Below are 17,354 nucleotides of genomic sequence, written 5' to 3' on the forward strand. Positions count from 1 at the left end.
AGTTCGTGATGTCCCGAAACGGCCGGTTAATGGCACGGCGGCGCGGGGCGTTGACCTGCGGCGACCCGTCGGCCGAACCGGACGCCGACCACCGGATGCCGGACGGACCTCCCGGCCACCGGCTCCCCGGACGAACTCGCGCTCCACCTCGCCCTGTTCGGCTTCCCCTTCGAGGTGCACGGGCCCCCGGACCCGGTGCGGCGGGCCGGCCGCACCGCCGACGGAGGACGTGCCGGGGGCCGGGGTCAGCCCGCCGTGCGCGGAATCCGGCGTTCCCACACCCGGTGGAAGAGGACCTCGCCGCCCTCCTTGCAGGTCACCTCGTCGTACGTCAGGAAGTCCGACGCGTCGCAGGTGATCTCGGAGCGGGTCACCACCTCCGTGTCCCAGGCCAGGTCCGGGCGGCGCAGGCGGATCGTCCAGTCGGAACGGGTGCGGGCCGACAGGGGGTCCCGTTCGTCGATCGTGTACGTCTCCAGGGCGTCCTCGGTGAATTCGAGGCCGTCGGGGTAGACGCGGGTGCCGCCGTAGCGCGGGTCGACCTCCAGCTTCCACTCGCCCTTGGCCACGTCCCGTACGACCAGGCGTTCCGGCCGCTGGTCCGGGTCGGCGGGGAACACGACGTTCAGCGGAGCCGACTGCTCCGGCTCCTCGAAGCGGATCTCCGGGTGCTCGGTGTGCTCGCGCACCGGAAGCTCCAGCGACGAGCCCGCCGGGTCCAGGACGAAGCCCGCCGAGCCGGCCTGCGGCCAGATCCACGGCCAGTACGCCGAGGAGACCGACAGGCGCACGCGGTGGCCCGGCGGGAAGGTGTGGCCGATGCCGTTCAGCTCGAACTCCACGTCCTCCGTCGCCCCCGGCCGCCACGCCTCCGCGCGGTCCCGGCCGTTGCGGGCGGAGAGGTTGAGGACACCCCGGGTGACCAGCGTGGACGAACCATCGGGGGCGACGTCGCAGACCCGCGCGATCGCCTGGCCGCGCGGCACGTCCACGGTCAGCCGCAGCCGCACCTTCGCCCGGCCCAGGACCTCGATCGGCGCCCGCGTGACGGGGAAGTCGAAGCAGGCCGACCTGGCGTCCTCCTCGCGCTGGTCCGGCGGCAGGTCGGAGTCGTTGCCGAAGGGGAAGAAGCGCCCGGCGTCCAGTCCCGTGTGCATCGGCGAGTCCACGATCACGGGCGGCCCCTGGAGCCCGTACGTCACCGGAGTGACCAGCGGGGACGGCCAGGCGGTGTCGCCGACCCAGCGGCCCGGCAGTTCGGGGTAGGTCGTCGCGGGCGGGTGGGACTCGCTGATCCAGGAGCGGAGCAGGGGCTCGGCCATCACCCCGGTCTCCTCGCCCTTGAGGTGCTGGTCCCACCAGCGCAGGGTCTCCTGGAGGAAGCCGATCGCCGGTCCCGGCGGCAGGCCGCGGTCGGGGTACTGGTGCGACCACGGGCCGATCAGTCCGCGCACCCGGCCGGGATCGAGGTGCTCGACCAGGCGCAGCACCGTGTCCCGGTACGGGTCGTGCCAGCCGCCCACCGCGAGCACGGCGGCGTCGATCGCCGCGTAGTCCTCGCATACGCTGCCGTGCTTCCAGTAGTCGTCCCGGGTCTGGTGCGCGAGCCAGGTGTGGATGAAGGGGTCGACCGCGTCCAGGCGCTCGCGCCACCTGTCCTTCCACCCGTCGCCGACCTGCGCCGGGTCCGGCGGGCGGCAGACGAAGGCGAGCATGGTGGCCGCCCAGGCGTGCATGTCCACGGCGAGCACGGAGCCGCCCATGTAGTGCACGTCGTTGTCGTAGCGGTCGTCGGCGGAGCAGACGGTGACGACCGCCTTCAGGGGCTCGGGGGCGAGGGCCGCGATCTGGAGCGAGTTGAAGCCGCCCCAGGAGATGCCGAACATGCCCACCTTGCCGGTGCACCAGGGCTGGGCGGCGAGCCAGTCGACGACCTCGACGCCGTCGCTGAGCTCCTGGGCGTCGTACTCGTCGCCGGGCAGGCCCTCGCTGTTGCCGTGGCCGCGCACGTCCACGCGCACGGACGCGTAGCCGTGGCCCGCGTACCAGGGATGGCGCTGCCAGTCGCGGGGCGCGGTCCAGTCGCTGAGCCGGTAGGGGAGGTATTCGAGGATCGCCGGCACCGGCTCCTCGGTCACCGGACGCCAGATCCGGGCGTACAGGCGGGTGCCGTCGGCCAGCGGGACCGTCACGTCCTCGCAGGTCGTTTCGTACGGGAAGGCAGTGCGTATGTGCATCGGGAGGCCGCCTCAGTGAACGGGGTGCATGGTGCGCTTGAGCCAGGGGGCGGCGGCGACGACCGCGAGGCCGCAGACGACCGCGACGGCGCCGTTGACGCCGAAGTACACGGGGTTGGAGACCTGGCCGTAGAGCTTGACGGTCTGGGCCTGGATGCCGTTGGCGAGCGCGAGGGAGAGGAACCAGAGCGCCATGGTCTGGCTGGCGAAGGCCTTCGGCGCGAGCTTGGTGGTGGCGGACATGCCGGACGTCTGGAGCAGGATGTCGCCGAGTCCGAGCAGCAGGTACGAGCCGACGATCCACCAGGCGGCCATCCTGTACGTGTCGTCGGCGTGCCCGGAGGTGGGCAGGACCATCAGGAGGAAGGACAGGCCGCCCAGCACCACCCCGATGGCGATCTTGTTGGAGGCGTGCGGCTGGCGCTTGCCCATCCGCACCCACACGGCGGCGACCACGGGGGCCAGCGCGACCTCGAAGGCGCCGAGCGCGGACGCGTACCAACTGACCGGGAAGTCGAAGCCGAGGAGGTGCGTCTCGGTGTTCGACGCCGCGAGCAGCATCATCGTCGAGTACGCCTGGAACAGGATGAAGTTGAACGCCACGGACGCCAGGAACAGGACGACGTACGGCCGCAGCCGGCCCTTCTCCTCGGCCGTCACCCGGGGGCTGCGGAACATCACCGCGAAGTAGACCACCGGCGCGATCACCGAGATCAGCGTGAGGACGTCCACGAAGCGGTCCATCGTCAGCCAGCCGGCCAGCGCGAGCAGCGTGCAGACGGCGGCCACCACGACCAGGCCGGCGACGATCACGCGGACGGCGCCGCGCATCTTCTGCGGCGGCAGCGCGAACTCCGCGCGGTCCTTGCGGCCCGCGAGGTGGCGGCGGCCGGTGACGTACTGGACCAGGCCCAGCGTCATGCCGATCGCGGCGGCCGAGAAGCCCCAGTGCCAGCCCCGGTGGTCGGCGAGCCAGCCGGTGACCAGGGGGCCGAGGAAGGCGCCGATGTTGATGCCCATGTAGTAGAGGGCGAATCCGGCGTCGCGGCGCTCGTCGGCGGTCCGGTAGAGCTTGCCGACCATGTTGGCGACGTTGGGCTTGAGCAGGCCGGTGCCGGCGCTGATCAGGCCGAGGCCGATCCAGGTGAAGGCGTCGGTGGGCACGGCCATCGCGTAGTGGCCGCAGGCGATCAGGACGCCGCCCCACAGCACGGCCCGGTAGGAGCCGAGGATGCGGTCGGCGAGCCAGCCGCCGGCCACGGACACCAGGTAGACGAGGGTGCCGTAGGCCGCGCCGAGGGAGGCCGCGTTGCCCGGGTCCACGCCCATGCCGCCGTCCGCGACGGCGGCCGCGAAGTAGAGCACCAGGATCGCCTGCATGCCCAGGAAGGAGAAGCGCTCCCACACCTCCAGGCCGGACAGGGTCATCAGGCCCTTCGGCTGGCCGAAGAAGGCGGTGTCGTCACCCGGGGGCGGCTGCGCGTCCCGGGGGCCGGCCGCCGGGCCGGAGGGGCGGGACGCGTCGGGCTGGGGGTCGGGCTCCATGGGGGACAAAGGGCTCTCTCCCGGTCGTATCGGCTCTCCACGAACATACCGGTGTGCTTCGGACCGTGCCCGGGGACGGCGCGGGGGCGCGGCCGGCCTCGGACGGTGGTGCGGGCAACAGGGCGGGGGCCTCGGTGATCGAAAGTCGACGGGATAGGCTGACTTGTTGAGTGATGCCAGCGACAGATCGACAATCCGTTTGATCGTCAGCAGACAGGAGTAACCCTCGTGACCGTCGTCGGGCCGTTCGGACTGAGCGTGCGGGACCAGGCTCTTGAGACCGATGTCCAGACCGGACTGGCCGCCGTCGAGGAGGGGCTCCTCGACGCGACCAAGAGCGAGGTGCCGTTCATCACGGAGGCCGCGCAGCACCTCGTCCGCGCGGGCGGCAAGCGTTTCCGGCCGCTCCTGGTGATGCTGTCCTCGCAGTTCGGCGACCCGTACGCGCCGGGCATCGTGCCGTCGGCGGTGGTGGTCGAGCTGACCCACCTGGCGACGCTGTACCACGACGACGTCATGGACGAGGCGGACGTGCGGCGCGGGGTGCCGAGCGCGAACTCGCGCTGGGGCAACTCGGTCGCGGTCCTCACCGGGGACTTCCTGTTCGCCCGCGCCTCGCACATCCTCGCCGACCTGGGGCCGGAGGCCGTACGCATCCAGGCGGAGGCGTTCGAACGCCTGGTCACCGGCCAGATCCTGGAGACGGCGGGCCCGCGCGACGGGCGCGACCCGATCGAGCACTACCTGGACGTCATGTCCGGCAAGACCGGCTCGCTGGTCGCCGTCTCCTGCCGCTTCGGCGCGATGATCTCGGGCGCCGACGAGAGCGTCGTCGACATCCTGACGCAGTACGGGGAGCGGCTCGGCACCGCCTTCCAGCTCGCCGACGACGTGCTGGACATCGCCAGCGACAGCCACGAGTCCGGCAAGACCCCCGGCACCGACCTGCGCGAGGGCATCCCCACCCTGCCGGTGCTGCACCTGCGGGCGATGGCCGCTGCGCAGGGGCGGCCCGAGGACGTCGAGCTGTGCGAGCTGCTCGACGGGGACCTGTCGGGCGACGCGGAGCTGGCGGAGGTGCTGCGCCGGCTGCGGGTGCACCCCGCCCTCGCGCAGGCCAGGCGGGACACCGTGCGGTACGCGGAGGAGGCCAGGGCGGCGCTGGCCCCGCTGCCGGACTGCTACGCGAAGTCGGCGCTGGCAGAGCTGTGCGACGCGGTGGTGCACCGGGCGGGGTGAGGGCGCGGGGCCGGTCGCGGCGGCCGTGAGGACGCCCGGGAAGGCCGCGCGGCAACCCGGAGAGACCATGGACCGGGCGGGAACGCTGTAGGAGCCACCTGTTTTCTGTACCCCCTGGCGGGGGAGAAGCGGGTGGCTTCTGTCATCCCGTGGGTGTACGTGAGGTTGGTGCCGGGGGTTGACGTATCGCGGCCGGTGATTTGGTCTGATGGAGGGGCGCAGGGGAACACGGCAGTAACACGGCCGCCAACCACGGAGGTAGAGCACACATGGCACCGAACGGCATGGCACCGAACGACACGGCTCGGAGCACCACGGACACCACGGGCGGAGTGCGCCGCCGCAGGGCCGCGCGGTACGTCGTGCCGGTCGCGGTGGCGGGCGTCGCGGCGGCGACCATCGGGCTCGTCCCGGCCCTCGCCAGCGCGGGGGACCCTGACCTGCCGCAGCTCACCGCCCAGCAGCTCATCGAGAAGATCGCCGCGTCCGACACCGAGCAGCTCTCCGGCAACGTCAAGATCACCACGGATCTCGGCCTGCCGAACCTGGACGGGCTCGCCAAGCAGTTCGGCGGGGCCGAGGGCGCCAAGGGCAAGGGCTCCGGAGCCGACCCGCAGGCCCAGCTCACCAAGCTCGTCTCGGGCACGCACACGCTGCGCGTCGCGGCCGACGGCCCGGAGCGGCAGAAGGTCTCGATCCTGGACGACGCCGCCGAGTACAGCCTCATCCACAACGGCGACGAGGTCTGGGCGTACGACAGCGCCTCCAACGAGGCCTTCCACGCCAAGGCCCCCAAGTCCTCGGACGCCGCCAGGCCCGGCAAGCGGCAGAAGCTGCCCGAGGGGGCGCCGGCCACGCCCAAGGAGTTCGCCGAGCAGGCGCTGAAGATGGCCGGGAAGGACACCTCGGTCACCGTCGACGGCACCGCGCAGGTGGCCGGCCGGGACGCCTACCAGCTCAGCGTGAAGCCCAAGCAGTCCGGCTCCACGGTCTCCGACATACGGGTCGCGGTGGACGCGCGGACGGGGACGCCGCTGAAGTTCACGCTGCTGTCCACCGACGGCGGCAAGCCGGTCGTCGAGGCGGGCTTCACCAAGATCGACTTCGCCGCGCCGGCCGCGGGCACCTTCGACTTCACGCCGCCCAAGGGCGCGAAGGTCACCGAGGCCGACAAGCTGGACGGCCCGAAGAACCACCGGAACGACAAGGGCGCACCGGACTTCGGCCTCGGCAAGGAGCTCGGCAGGGGCGGCCCCGGTGACGTCAAGGTCATCGGCGAGGGCTGGACCTCGGTGGCCCAGCTCGGCGCCAAGAACGCCGCGCCCGCCGGGAGCAAGGGCAAGGACCAGTTGCCGCCGCAGGCCCAGGGCCTGATGGACTCGCTCGGCGCCAAGGTCTCCGGTTCGTTCGGCGAGGGCCGTGTCTTCTCGACCCGCCTGGTCAACGCCCTGATGACGGACGACGGCCGGGTGTTCGTCGGCGCGGTCACCAAGGACGCCCTGGTGAAGGCGGCCAACGAGGCCAAGTAGGCCCGACGCGGGAGGAGTGGGGATCGGATGGGGGACGGGCCGCCGTCGGCGGAAGGAGCGGCGGGCGGGGACGAACGGGTCCCGGCCCGCGGCGGACCGGTGATCGAGACCCGGGGGCTCACCAAGCGGTTCCGTGGTGGGCAGCTCGCCGTCGACGGGCTCGACCTGTCCGTCCCCGCCGGGAGCGTCTTCGGCTTCCTCGGGCCCAACGGCTCGGGGAAGACCACCACCATCCGCATGCTGATGGGGCTGATCGAACCGACCTCCGGCACGGCCCGGGTGCTGGGGCGGCCCATGCCGGCCGCCGCCAGGACCGTACTGCCGAAGGTCGGAGCGCTCATCGAGGGGCCCGCGCCGTACGGGTTCCTGTCCGGCCGCGACAACCTCCTGCGGTACGACAGCGCCGACCCCACCGCCGACCCGCGCACCCGCGGGGCGCGGGTGGCGGCGGCCCTGGACCGGGTCGGGCTGACGCCCGCGGCCGGAAAGAAGGCGCGGGCGTACTCGCTGGGCATGAAGCAGCGGCTCGGCCTCGCCGCCGCCCTGCTCCACCCCCGTGACCTGCTGGTTCTCGACGAGCCGACCAATGGCCTCGATCCGCAGGGGATGCGGGAGATCCGCGCCCTGGTGCGGGAGCTGGCCGGTGAGGGCACCACCGTCTTCCTCTCCTCCCACCTGCTCGACGAGATCGAGCAGGTGTGCACGCACGCCGCGGTGATGGCGAAGGGGCGGCTGGTCGTCCAGGGGCCGGTCGCCGAGCTGGCGGCGGGCGCGCGGGGACGGCTCGTGGTCACCACCCCCGACCCGGGCGAGACGGTGCGGGTGCTCAAGGAGCACGGGGTGACGGACGTGGAGGCGGAGGAGGGACGGGTCACCGGCAGCCTCCCGGGGCCCGGGCCCGGTGCGGGGGCGTCCGGGTCCGAGGCGTCCGGGCTCGCGGAGCTGAACGCCGCCCTGGTGCACGCCGGGGTGCGGGTCACCGGGTTCGGGGCCGAGCGGGCCTCGTTGGAGGACGCGTTCGTCGCGCTGACCGGGGAGGGCTTCGATGTCGCGGGCTGAGACGGCGACCCGGGAGCGGAGGGTGAGCCCGCTGTGGACGTTCGGGCTGCTGCGGTCCGAGCTCGCAATGACCTTCCGGCGCTGGCGCACCCTGGTGCTGCTGGTCGTGCTGGCCGGCGTGCCCGTACTGATCGGCATCGCGATCAAGGTGGAGTCCAGCGGCTCCCCGGAGTCCGGCGGCGGTGGCGACGGGCCCGCCTTCTTCTCGCAGATCACCCAGAACGGGCTCTTCCTGGTCTTCGCCGCGCTCGCCGCCACGCTGCCGGTGTTCCTGCCGATGGCCGTCGGTGTCGTCGCGGGCGACGCGATCGCCGGTGAGGCGCATGCCGGGACCCTGCGCTACCTGCTGGTCGCACCCGCCGGAAGGACGCGGCTGCTGCTCGCCAAGTACGCGACCACCCTGGTGTTCTGCCTGGTCGCGACCCTGGTGGTGGCGGCGTCCGCGCTCGCGGTGGGGGCACTGCTGTTCCCGGTCGGCGAGGTGATGACGATCTCCGGGGTGCCGATCGGCTTCGGGGAGGGGCTGCTGCGGGCCCTGGCGGTCGCCGTGGCCGTCGCCGTCTCGCTGACCGGGTTCGCGGCCATCGGGCTGTTCGTCTCGACGCTGACCAACAGCGGCATCGCGGCCATGGCGGCCACCGTCGGGCTGCTGATCACCGTCCAGATCCTCGACACGATCCCGCAGCTCGACGCGCTCGGCCCCTACCTCTTCCCGCACTACTGGCTGTCCTTCGCGGACCTGCTGCGCGAGCCGGTCCACTGGGACGAGCTGGGGAAGAACCTCGCGATGCAGGGCGTGTACGCGGCGGTGTTCGGCTCGGCTGCGTGGGCGCGGTTCACCGGCCGGGACATCACGGTCTGAGCCGCGCCCCGGAGGCGAGGAGGGCCGGAGGGGGAGCGGGCCGGGCCCGCACACTCCCCTCCGGCGTACGGGACCGGCCCTGAGCCTGTGCCGTGCCGAGCCGTCCCCCGATGCGGCTCGACACGACACGGACCGTTCCCCCTCGGTTCGCTATTGTTGGAGTCCGTCCTTCCGCTGTCAATACGCGTCGTACCGCCGCCCGGATACACTCCCCGCGTGAGCGCGACGCCTCCCAACCCGCAACGGCGCAGCGAGCGGTCCCGGCAGGCGATCCTCGCGGCAGCCATCGAGCTGTGCACGGAGAAGGGATACGTCGGAGTCACGGTCGAGGCGATCGCCGCCCGGGCGGGCGTCAGCAAGAAGACGATCTACCGCTGGTGGCCCTCGAAAGGCTTCGTCCTGCTGGAGGCCCTGGCCCAGCGCACCGACTCGCACGCGCCGTTCCCGGACACCGGCCACCTCGCCGCCGACCTCTACGCGCAGATGACCGGCGTGGTCCGGCTGCTGACCACACCGCCCTTCGGACCGGCGTACATCGGCATCCTCTCGGAGCTGCACCACGACCCGGAGCTCACCGCGGCCGTTCACGAACAATTCATCACTCCGCGCTTCACCGCCGCCGTGAACCGTCTCAAGAGCGCCCAGCGGCAGGGCCGGCTGTCCGCGGACGCCGACCTGGAGCTGGCGGTCGAGCTGCTCTACGGCCCGCTCTACTACCGGTACGCCCTGCGCAAACCGGCGCACACCGCCGAGCGGATGGCGGAGCTGGTCGACCACGTGCTGCGGACGCTGGACTGCCGCCCCTGACGCGGTCGTGTCGCGCGTCGGGGGCGGCAGGGTTCAGTGTCGTGCTCGGGTCACCGGGCGGCCCGCCCGGTTCGCCGGCTCATGCGGCTCAGAAGGTGAGCTTCCAGCTGTTCAGCGTGCCGGTGTCCTGCGCCGCGACGTCCTGGACGCGCAGCTTCCACGTCCCGTTCGCCGCCTCGCTGGAGGCGTTCACCGTGTACGTCGCCACGATGTCGTCCGCCGAGTCGCTGCCGGAGTTCTTCAGCCGGTACGCGGTCCCGTCCGGGGCGAGCAGGTCGAGGACCAGGTCGCCGCGGTAGGTGTGCTTGATGTTCACCGACACCTTGAGCGTGGCGGGCGCGTTGCCGGTGCGGCCCGCGACGGCGATCGACGAGGTCACGGCCGCGCCGGCGTCGGGGATCGCCACCGGGGTGGTGTTCTCGTAGTCCGTGCCCGGGGGAGTGGTGCCGCCCGCCGACAGGGTCCACAGCGCGTGCGCGATCGCGTCGCTGTTGCGGTCCAGGGCGGTGTCGTTGATGTTCGTCAGGCTGTCGCACGAGGAGTGGTAGCAGCGGTCGAAGGCCTGGCCGGAGGTGCCGCCCCACTTCTGCGCCTGCGCCGCCGACTTGGTCCGGCTGGCCCCGGTGAACAGGCCGCCGACCGGAATGCCGACGTTCTTGAAGCTGGCGTGGTCGCTGCGGCCGTCGCCCTCGGTCTCGATCTCGGTCGGCACGCCCAGGCCCGTGTAGAAGTCCTTGAAGGTCTTCTCGATGGCCGGGTCGTCGTCGTAGACGAAGTAGCCCGGGTTCGGCGAGCCGATCATGTCGAAGTTGAGGTAGCCCGCGAACTTCGCGCGCTCGGTCGACGGGAGGCCGTTGACGTACGCCTTCGAGCCGATCAGTCCCAGCTCCTCCGCGCCCCACCAGCCGAAACGCAGGTGCTTGTCCGGCTTCAACTGGGCGCGGGAGACGGCGAGCGCGGCCTCCAGGACGGCTGCGGAGCCGGACCCGTTGTCGTTGATCCCGGCCCCGGAGGACACGGAGTCCAGGTGCGCGCCGGCCATCAGGACCTTGTTCGGGTCGCCGCCCGGCCAGTCGGCGATCAGGTTGTAGCCGGTGGCGCCGCTGGCGGTGAAGGTCTGCACCGAGGTGGTGAACCCGGCCGCGTCCAGCTTGGCCTTCACGTAGTCGATGGACGCCTTGTAACCGGCGCGGCCGTGCGCGCGGTTGCCGCCGTTGGCGGCGGCTATCTGGGAGAACTGGGAGAGGTGCGCCTTGACGTTGGCGAGCGGGATGTCGGGGGCGGCGACCGCCGCCGTCGTGCGGGTGGGAGCGGGCGCCGCTGCGGTCGCACCGGCGGTGGTGGCGAGCAGACCGGTCACGGCGAGCGCGGACACGGCCGCGACGCGCAGGGCGCCGGGCCGGGGCGTGCCGGATCTGCTGCGGGTGAAGGCGGAGAGCGTCATGTGGGGGCTCCGGATTCCGAACGGGGACGGGACGGAAACGTACGAGAACTGGCCGAACAGGTGGGTCTGGTACGGCAGTTGAGCGGTGACGCGTGCGCTGTGCGTGCTGATGTTCAGCGAGAGTTCGTGTCACCGTCAAGAGCGGGTTCCGGTCAGGTGTGTTCGGATAGCGGAACGGGATGATCGGGAACGGCCGCGCGGGGCGTCGTGCGACCCGGGCGGCGGGAGCGGCGGGCGCCGGGCCGACCGGTCGGTGCGCATCCGACGCGCCCGGCCGGCACCCCCCTCACGTCGCGGACATCACCCGCCCCTCACGTCGCGGACACCACCCGCCCGTCCGCCAACTCCAGCTCCGTGCCCGTGAATCCGCTCCGGAAGCGGCGGTCGTGCGAGACGACCACCACCGCGCCCGGATACGCCGCCAGCGCCTGCTCCAGTTCCTCCACCAGGGCGAGCGCGATGTGGTTCGTCGGCTCGTCCAGTACGAGGAGGTCGGCGGGCCGTGTCACCAGCCGGGCCAGCTCCAGACGGCGGCGCTGGCCGACGGACAGGGCCGAGACCGCTACGGAGAGATCGGCGGGCCGGAACAGCCCGAGCGCGAGCAGTTCCTCCGCGTACTCCTCGGGAAGGCCGGGCCGCCCGGCGGCGAACGCGGCGAGCAGGGGCCGCCGGTCGTCGGAGCGGTCGGGTTCCTGGTGCAGGTGTCCCAGGTTCTCGGGTCGTACGACGGTCCCCGTGTCCGGCGCGAGGTCCCCGGCGAGCACGCGCAGCAGCGTGGACTTGCCCGCGCCGTTGGGGCCCGAGACGAGCAGGCGTTCGCCGGGCTTGACGGTCAGCTCGGGCAGGTGGAGGCGGCCGGCGACGACGATGTCCCGCAACTCGGCCACGGTGGGCGGCTGTTCCCCGGCCGTCCGCAGTTCCACGTGGAACGAAAGCGGAACGGGCGGGGCCGGTACGGGGTGGGCCCGCAGCGTCTCCAGGCGCCGGCGGGCTTCGCGCACGCGGCCGGACAGCTTGGCCTCGCTGGACCTGCGGTGCTTGCCGAAGCCCTGGCCGGGGTCCTTGCCGGTGGCGGCGAGCCGCTGGCCCGCGGCTGCCACCAGGGCTTCGGTGGAGGCCAGTTCGTCGGTCCACTGCTGGTGCTCCTGCGCCCAGCGGGCCCGCGCGGCGGCCTTCGCGGCGCGGTAGCCCTGCCAGCCGTCGCCGTACCGGGTGACCGTGGCCAGGTCGCGGTCCACCTCCCAGACGGTGTCGGTGACCCGCTCCAGGAAGGCCCGGTCGTGCGTCACCGCGAGGACGGTGCCGCGGTGGGCGCGCAGCCGGTCCTCCAGCCAGGCGGTGGCGGGCCGGTCGAGGTGGTTGGTCGGCTCGTCGAGGAGGAGGAGTTCGGGGTCGGCGGCCAGTACGCAGGCCAGCGCGAGCCGGGACTGCTCGCCGCCGGAGAGGGAACCGAGGGCGCGGTCCCGGGTGATCCGGGCCAGGCCCAGGTGGTGCAGGGCGGAGTCGACGCGGGCGTCGGCCTCGTAGCCGCCGCGGTCCTGGTAGGCGGCGAGGAGGTCGCCGTAGGCGTCCAGGGTGGCGTCGGTCAGGTCTGCTTCCGCCGCGCGCAGCGCCGCTTCGAGCGCGCGCAGGTCGGCGAGGGCGGTGTCGACGGCGTCCTGGACGGTGAGGTGGCCGGGGAGGGCGAGGGTCTGGGCGAGATGGCCGACGCCGCCGGGGAAGGCGACGGTGACCTCGCCCTCGTCGGGGGCGAGCTCGCCGGCGATCAGGCGCAGGAGGGTGGTCTTTCCGGAACCGTTCTCGCCGACGACCGCGGCCTTCTCGCCGGGGCGCAGGGAGAGGTCGACGCGGTCGAGGACGGTGCGGTCGCCGAAGGTCTTGGAGACGGCGTGGAGGGAGAGCTGGGCGGGCATGGAGGTCCCCTGGGGAGGCGTGTCTACGGGCTGCGATTCCTCGTGCGGATACGCGGGCGCGGGCACGCGGGGGCGGCGGGGGAGGGGTGAGACCCTTCGACCCCGGCGCACGGGTGTCCGCGTGCGGCGCGTTCGCGGGAGGAATTACAGGAAGTAGAAGTGCCTGGCCATGCTTCGAGGCTAGCGCGGGGGTGTGGATCTGTCCCCCGCATTTCCCGCCGGGGGCGGGGGAGTGAGGCGTTGCACGTGCGGGTGCGAGGTGGCTGAGCCGTTGTCTGTGCGGGTGCGTCGTGGCTGGTCGCGCGGTTCCCCGCGCTCCTGACGGCATGCCCTCCGGGCAGCCGTCCCCGTCCCCGGGCGCGTCCTACCGGCCGGGCCCCGCCACCGCTCCCGGTTCGGCGACCGGGACGGGCTCGGCCGGCGCGGGTCCCGCCAGGGCCCGTGCGCGCGCCGCCCGCGCCCTCCGGGCCGTCCGGATCGCGTCCCACGTCAGCAGCGTCAGCGCCAGCCACACCAGCGCGAACCCCGCCCACCTCTCCAGCGGCATCTCCTCCCGGAAGTACACGACCCCGAGCACGAACTGGAACACCGGCGCCAGATACTGCAGCAGCCCCAGCGTGGACAGCGGCACCCGCACCGCCGCCGCCCCGAAGCAGACCAGCGGCACCGCCGTCACCAGCCCCGTCGCCACCAGCAGCGACGCGTGCCCGACCCCGTGCCCGCCGAAGGCGAGACCCCCCGAGGCGCCGAGGAAGAGCAGATAGCCCAGCGCGGGCAGGAAGAGCACGGCGGTCTCGGCGGCCAGCGACTCCAGGCCGCCCAGGTTCACCTTCTTCTTGACCAGGCCGTACGTCGCGAAGGAGAAGGCCAGGACCAGGGAGATCCACGGCGGCTGCCCGTACCCGACGGCCAGGACCAGCACCGCCGCCGCCCCGATCCCGACCGCCGTCCACTGCAGGGGCCGCATCCGTTCGCCCAGCAGCAGGACGCCCATCGCGATGGTGACCAGGGGGTTGATGAAGTAGCCGAGCGACGCCTCCACCACGTGGCCGGAGTTGACCGACCAGATGTACAGGCCCCAGTTGACGGTGATGACGGCCGCCGCCAGGGCTATCAGGCCCAGCTTCTCCGGTCGGCGCAGCAGTTCGCGGATCCAGGCCCAGCGCCGTACGAAGAGCAGGGCGATCACGACCACGCCCAGGGACCACACCATCCGGTGCGCCAGGATCTCGACCGCCCCGGCCGGCTTCAGCAGCGGCCAGAAGAGGGGGACGACGCCCCACATCCCGTACGCCCCGACCCCGTACAGCAATCCCGTCCGCTGTTCGTTCTTCTCCTGCTCCACCGGCCTGGCCTCCCGCCCCGAAACACACCCTGACGTCCGAAGGTAAGCCCGCCCGACCCCGCATGTCATGCCCGTCCCGCGATACGGTCATGACCGCCCGGCGGCTTCCGGAAGCACGAAAGGGCGCCCGGTCGCGCGGACCGGACGCCCCCAGGCGCGGACGGGGTCAGCCGACGACCGTCCAGGTGTCCTTACCTGCCAGGAGCGCCCCCAGGTCGCCCTTGCCGTCGCGCTCGACCGCGGCGTCCAACTGGTCCGCCATGAGCGTGTCGTACACCGGTCGCTCGACCGAGCGGAAGACGCCGATCGGGGTGTGGTGCAGGGTGTCCGGGTCGGCGAGCCGGGAGAGTGCGAAGGCCGTGGTCGGGGAGGCCGAGTGGGCGTCGTGGACCAGGATCTGGGACTGGTTCTCCTCGGTCACCGCGACGACCTTCAGGTCACCGGTCCGCTGGTCGCGCACGACGCCCTTCGAGCCCTCCGCGCCGAAGCGGATCTGCTCGCCGTGCGTCAGCCGGATGACCGCCTCCTCCGCCTGCTGCTTGTCCTTGAGGACCTCGAAGGCGCCGTCGTTGAAGATGTTGCAGTTCTGGTAGATCTCCACCAGCGCCGTGCCCGGGTGGTCGGCGGCCTGGCGCAGTACCTCGGTGAGGTGCTTGCGGTCGGAGTCGACGGTGCGCGCGACGAAGGACGCTTCGGCGCCGATGGCGAGCGACACCGGGTTGAAGGGGGCGTCGAGCGAGCCCATCGGGGTGGACTTGGTGATCTTGCCGACCTCGGAGGTGGGGCTGTACTGGCCCTTGGTGAGGCCGTAGATCCGGTTGTTGAACAGGAGGATCTTGAGGTTGACGTTGCGGCGCAGGGCGTGGATGAGGTGGTTGCCGCCGATGGACAGTGCGTCGCCGTCGCCGGTGACGACCCAGACGCTCAGGTCGCGGCGGGAGGAGGCCAGTCCGGTCGCGATGGCCGGGGCGCGGCCGTGGATGGAGTGCATCCCGTAGGTGTTCATGTAGTACGGGAAGCGGGAGGAGCAGCCGATGCCCGAGACGAAGACGATGTTCTCCTTCGCCAGGCCGAGTTCGGGCATGAAGCCCTGGACGGCGGCGAGGACCGCGTAGTCGCCGCAGCCGGGGCACCAGCGCACTTCCTGGTCGGACTTGAAGTCCTTCATGGACTGCTTCGCCTCGGCCCGCGGGACCAGTGACAGGAGTGTCCTGCCGGTCTGCTCCTGGGTCGTCGTCTCAGTCATCGATGGCCTCCTTGAGAGCCGTTGCGAGCTGCTCGGCCTTGAACGGCATTCCGTTGACCTGGTTGTACGGGAGTGCGTCCACGAGGTACTTGGCACGGATCAGCGTGGCGAGCTGGCCGAGGTTCATCTCGGGGACGACCACCTTGTCGTAACGCCTCAGGACCTCTTCGAGATTCCTCGGGAAGGGGTTCAGGTGGCGCAGGTGGGCCTGTGCGATGGGCCGGCCCTCCGCGCGCAGCCGGCGTACGGCGGCGGTGATCGGGCCGTACGTCGAGCCCCAGCCGAGGACGAGGGTGCGGGCGTTCGCCGGGTCGTCGACCTCGACGTCGGGGACCGCGATGCCGTCGATCTTGGCCTGGCGGGTGCGGACCATGAAGTCGTGGTTGGCCGGGTCGTAGGAGATGTTGCCGGTGCCGTCCTGCTTCTCGATGCCGCCGATGCGGTGTTCGAGGCCGGGGGTGCCGGGCACCGCCCAGGGGCGGGCCAGGGTTTCCGGGTCGCGCTTGTACGGCCAGAAGACCTCGGTGCCGTCGGCCAGGGTGTGGTTGGGGCCGGTCGCGAACCGCACCCGCAGGTCGGGGAGTTCGTCGACCTCGGGAACCCGCCAGGGCTCCGAGCCGTTGGCCAGGTAACCGTCGCTCAGCAGGAAGACCGGGGTGCGGTAGGTCAGCGCGATCCTCGCCGCGTCGATCGCCGCGTCGAAGCAGTCGGCGGGCGTGCGCGGTGCGACGACCGGCACCGGGGCCTCGCCGTTGCGCCCGTACATGGCCTGGAGCAGGTCCGCCTGCTCGGTCTTGGTGGGCAGCCCGGTGGACGGGCCGCCGCGCTGGATCGCCACGACGAGCAGCGGCAGCTCCAGGGAGACCGCGAGGCCGATGGTCTCGGACTTCAGGGCGACGCCGGGGCCCGAGGTGGTGGTCACCGCGAGCTGCCCGCCGAACGCGGCCCCCAGCGCGGCGCCGATCGCGGCGATCTCGTCCTCGGCCTGGAAGGTCCGTACGCCGAAGTTCTTGTGCTTGGAGAGCTCGTGCAGGATGTCGGAGGCCGGGGTGATCGGGTACGAGCCGAGGTAGAGCGGCAGGTCCGCCTGGTGCCCGGCCGCGATCAGGCCGTACGCCAGGGCCAGGTTCCCGGAGATGTTGCGGTACGTGCCCGGGGGGAAGGCGGTGGTGGCCGGGGCCACCTCGTAGCTCACCGCGAAGTCCTCGGTGGTCTCGCCGAAGTTCCAGCCCGCCCGGAACGCGGCCACGTTCGCCTCGGCGATGTCGGGCTTCTTGGCGAACTTCTGCCGCAGGAACGCCTCCGTGCCCTCGGTGGGGCGGTGGTACATCCAGCTCAGCAGGCCCAGCGCGAACATGTTCTTGCTGCGGCCCGCGTCCTTGCGGGAGAGCCCGAAGTCCTTCAGGGCCTCCACCGTCAGCGTGGTCAGCGGCACCGGGTGGACGCTGTAGCCGTCCAGCGAGCCGTCCTCCAGCGGGGAGGTCTCGTACCCCACCTTGGCCATCGGGCGCTTGGTGAACTCGTCGGTGTTGATGATGATCTCGGCCCCGCGCGGCACATCGGCGATGTTCGCCCGCAGCGCGGCCGGGTTCATCGCCACCAGCACGTTCGGGGCGTCGCCCGGGGTGAGGATGTCGTGGTCGGCGAAGTGGAGCTGGAACGACGAGACGCCGGGCAGGGTGCCGGCGGGGGCGCGGATCTCGGCCGGGAAGTTCGGCAGGGTCGACAGGTCGTTGCCGAACGACGCGGTCTCCGACGTGAAGCGGTCGCCGGTGAGCTGCATGCCGTCACCGGAGTCGCCCGCGAAGCGGATGATCACCCGGTCCAGGCGGCGGACTTCCTTCGCTGCCGGGGGCGCCGGGGGCCGCTGGTCCCCGCCTGCTGGGGGCCGGTTGTCCCCGTCGTTCCCGTCGGCCTGCTCGGCCGGGCTACTGACCTGGCTGGTCACTGAACTGGACCTCCCTCAGAGGCGGCTGTTCCGGGGCGGCCGGCCGACCGGCCACCCGTGGCCACCCTACGTCCGCACGGGGCGGCAACCGGGGGGTGCTCAGGGATCGGACGTGCTTTTGAGACACCGGACTGTCCTGATGCCGCACGGCCGCACCCCCCTGGCTCCCCCTCCGGGTAC

The 17,354-nt window shown here is 72.1% G+C and carries 12 protein-coding genes; 5 read left to right on the forward strand and 7 right to left on the reverse strand.

What is annotated here, in order from left to right; genetic code table 11:
• Positions 1-245: 245 nt before the first annotated feature.
• Both ACZ56L_RS29680 and ACZ56L_RS29685 read right to left on the reverse strand, forming a co-directional pair.
• Positions 246-2,237 (reverse strand): CocE/NonD family hydrolase, encoded by a 1,992-nt coding sequence (locus tag ACZ56L_RS29680; RefSeq protein ID WP_471067432.1) that lies wholly within the window; start codon positions 2,235-2,237, stop codon positions 246-248.
• 12 nt (positions 2,238-2,249) lie between these two features.
• On the reverse strand, positions 2,250-3,782 hold the full coding sequence (locus tag ACZ56L_RS29685; protein WP_345228999.1) for a peptide MFS transporter: 1,533 nt from the start codon (positions 3,780-3,782) through the stop codon (positions 2,250-2,252).
• A gap of 228 nt (positions 3,783-4,010) precedes the next feature.
• Here ACZ56L_RS29685 and ACZ56L_RS29690 point away from each other — a divergent pair, with 228 nt between their 5' ends.
• From ACZ56L_RS29690 to ACZ56L_RS29710, 5 genes are all read left to right on the forward strand, one after another.
• Entirely contained in the window at positions 4,011-5,021 is a 1,011-nt protein-coding gene (locus tag ACZ56L_RS29690) for a polyprenyl synthetase family protein (RefSeq protein WP_345228997.1), read from the forward strand.
• Between the two features lie 284 nt (positions 5,022-5,305).
• Positions 5,306-6,550, forward strand: coding sequence for a LolA family protein (locus tag ACZ56L_RS29695; RefSeq protein WP_471067556.1), 1,245 nt, complete (start codon positions 5,306-5,308; stop codon positions 6,548-6,550).
• Positions 6,551-6,577: 27 nt separating this feature from the next.
• The gene (locus tag ACZ56L_RS29700; RefSeq protein WP_471067435.1) at positions 6,578-7,609 is read left to right on the forward strand and encodes an ABC transporter ATP-binding protein; all 1,032 of its coding nucleotides are present in this window, start codon (positions 6,578-6,580) and stop codon (positions 7,607-7,609) included.
• On the forward strand, positions 7,596-8,471 hold the full coding sequence (locus ACZ56L_RS29705) for an ABC transporter permease (protein ID WP_471067437.1): 876 nt from the start codon (positions 7,596-7,598) through the stop codon (positions 8,469-8,471). The genes ACZ56L_RS29700 and ACZ56L_RS29705 overlap by 14 nt, the downstream gene beginning before the upstream one ends.
• Before the next feature lie 216 nt (positions 8,472-8,687).
• Entirely contained in the window at positions 8,688-9,278 is a 591-nt protein-coding gene (locus ACZ56L_RS29710) for a TetR/AcrR family transcriptional regulator (protein ID WP_345228994.1), read from the forward strand.
• Between the two features lie 88 nt (positions 9,279-9,366).
• Here the strand turns inward: ACZ56L_RS29710 and ACZ56L_RS29715 are convergent, their stop codons facing one another.
• From ACZ56L_RS29715 to ACZ56L_RS29735, 5 genes are all read right to left on the reverse strand, one after another.
• A complete protein-coding gene (locus ACZ56L_RS29715; RefSeq protein ID WP_471067440.1) occupies positions 9,367-10,722 on the reverse strand; it encodes a M28 family metallopeptidase in 1,356 nt (451 codons plus the stop codon).
• 311 nt (positions 10,723-11,033) lie between these two features.
• Positions 11,034-12,635 carry a ribosomal protection-like ABC-F family protein gene (abc-f, locus tag ACZ56L_RS29720; protein WP_471067442.1) on the reverse strand — a complete coding sequence of 534 codons (1,602 nt, stop codon included), beginning with the start codon at positions 12,633-12,635 and terminating at the stop codon, positions 11,034-11,036.
• A gap of 364 nt (positions 12,636-12,999) precedes the next feature.
• Positions 13,000-13,920, reverse strand: a complete 921-nt coding sequence (gene rarD, locus ACZ56L_RS29725) for an EamA family transporter RarD (protein WP_468686491.1) — start codon at positions 13,918-13,920, stop codon at positions 13,000-13,002.
• Positions 13,921-14,146: 226 nt separating this feature from the next.
• Positions 14,147-15,226 (reverse strand): 2-oxoacid:ferredoxin oxidoreductase subunit beta, encoded by a 1,080-nt coding sequence (locus tag ACZ56L_RS29730; RefSeq protein WP_401756833.1) that lies wholly within the window; start codon positions 15,224-15,226, stop codon positions 14,147-14,149.
• Positions 15,219-17,174: a 2-oxoacid:acceptor oxidoreductase subunit alpha gene (locus ACZ56L_RS29735; protein WP_471067444.1), complete on the reverse strand. Its 1,956-nt coding sequence runs from the start codon at positions 17,172-17,174 to the stop codon at positions 15,219-15,221. The genes ACZ56L_RS29730 and ACZ56L_RS29735 overlap by 8 nt, the downstream gene beginning before the upstream one ends.
• Positions 17,175-17,354 lie beyond the last annotated feature (180 nt).

This window comes from Streptomyces sp. NPDC039736, from assembly GCF_055596485.1.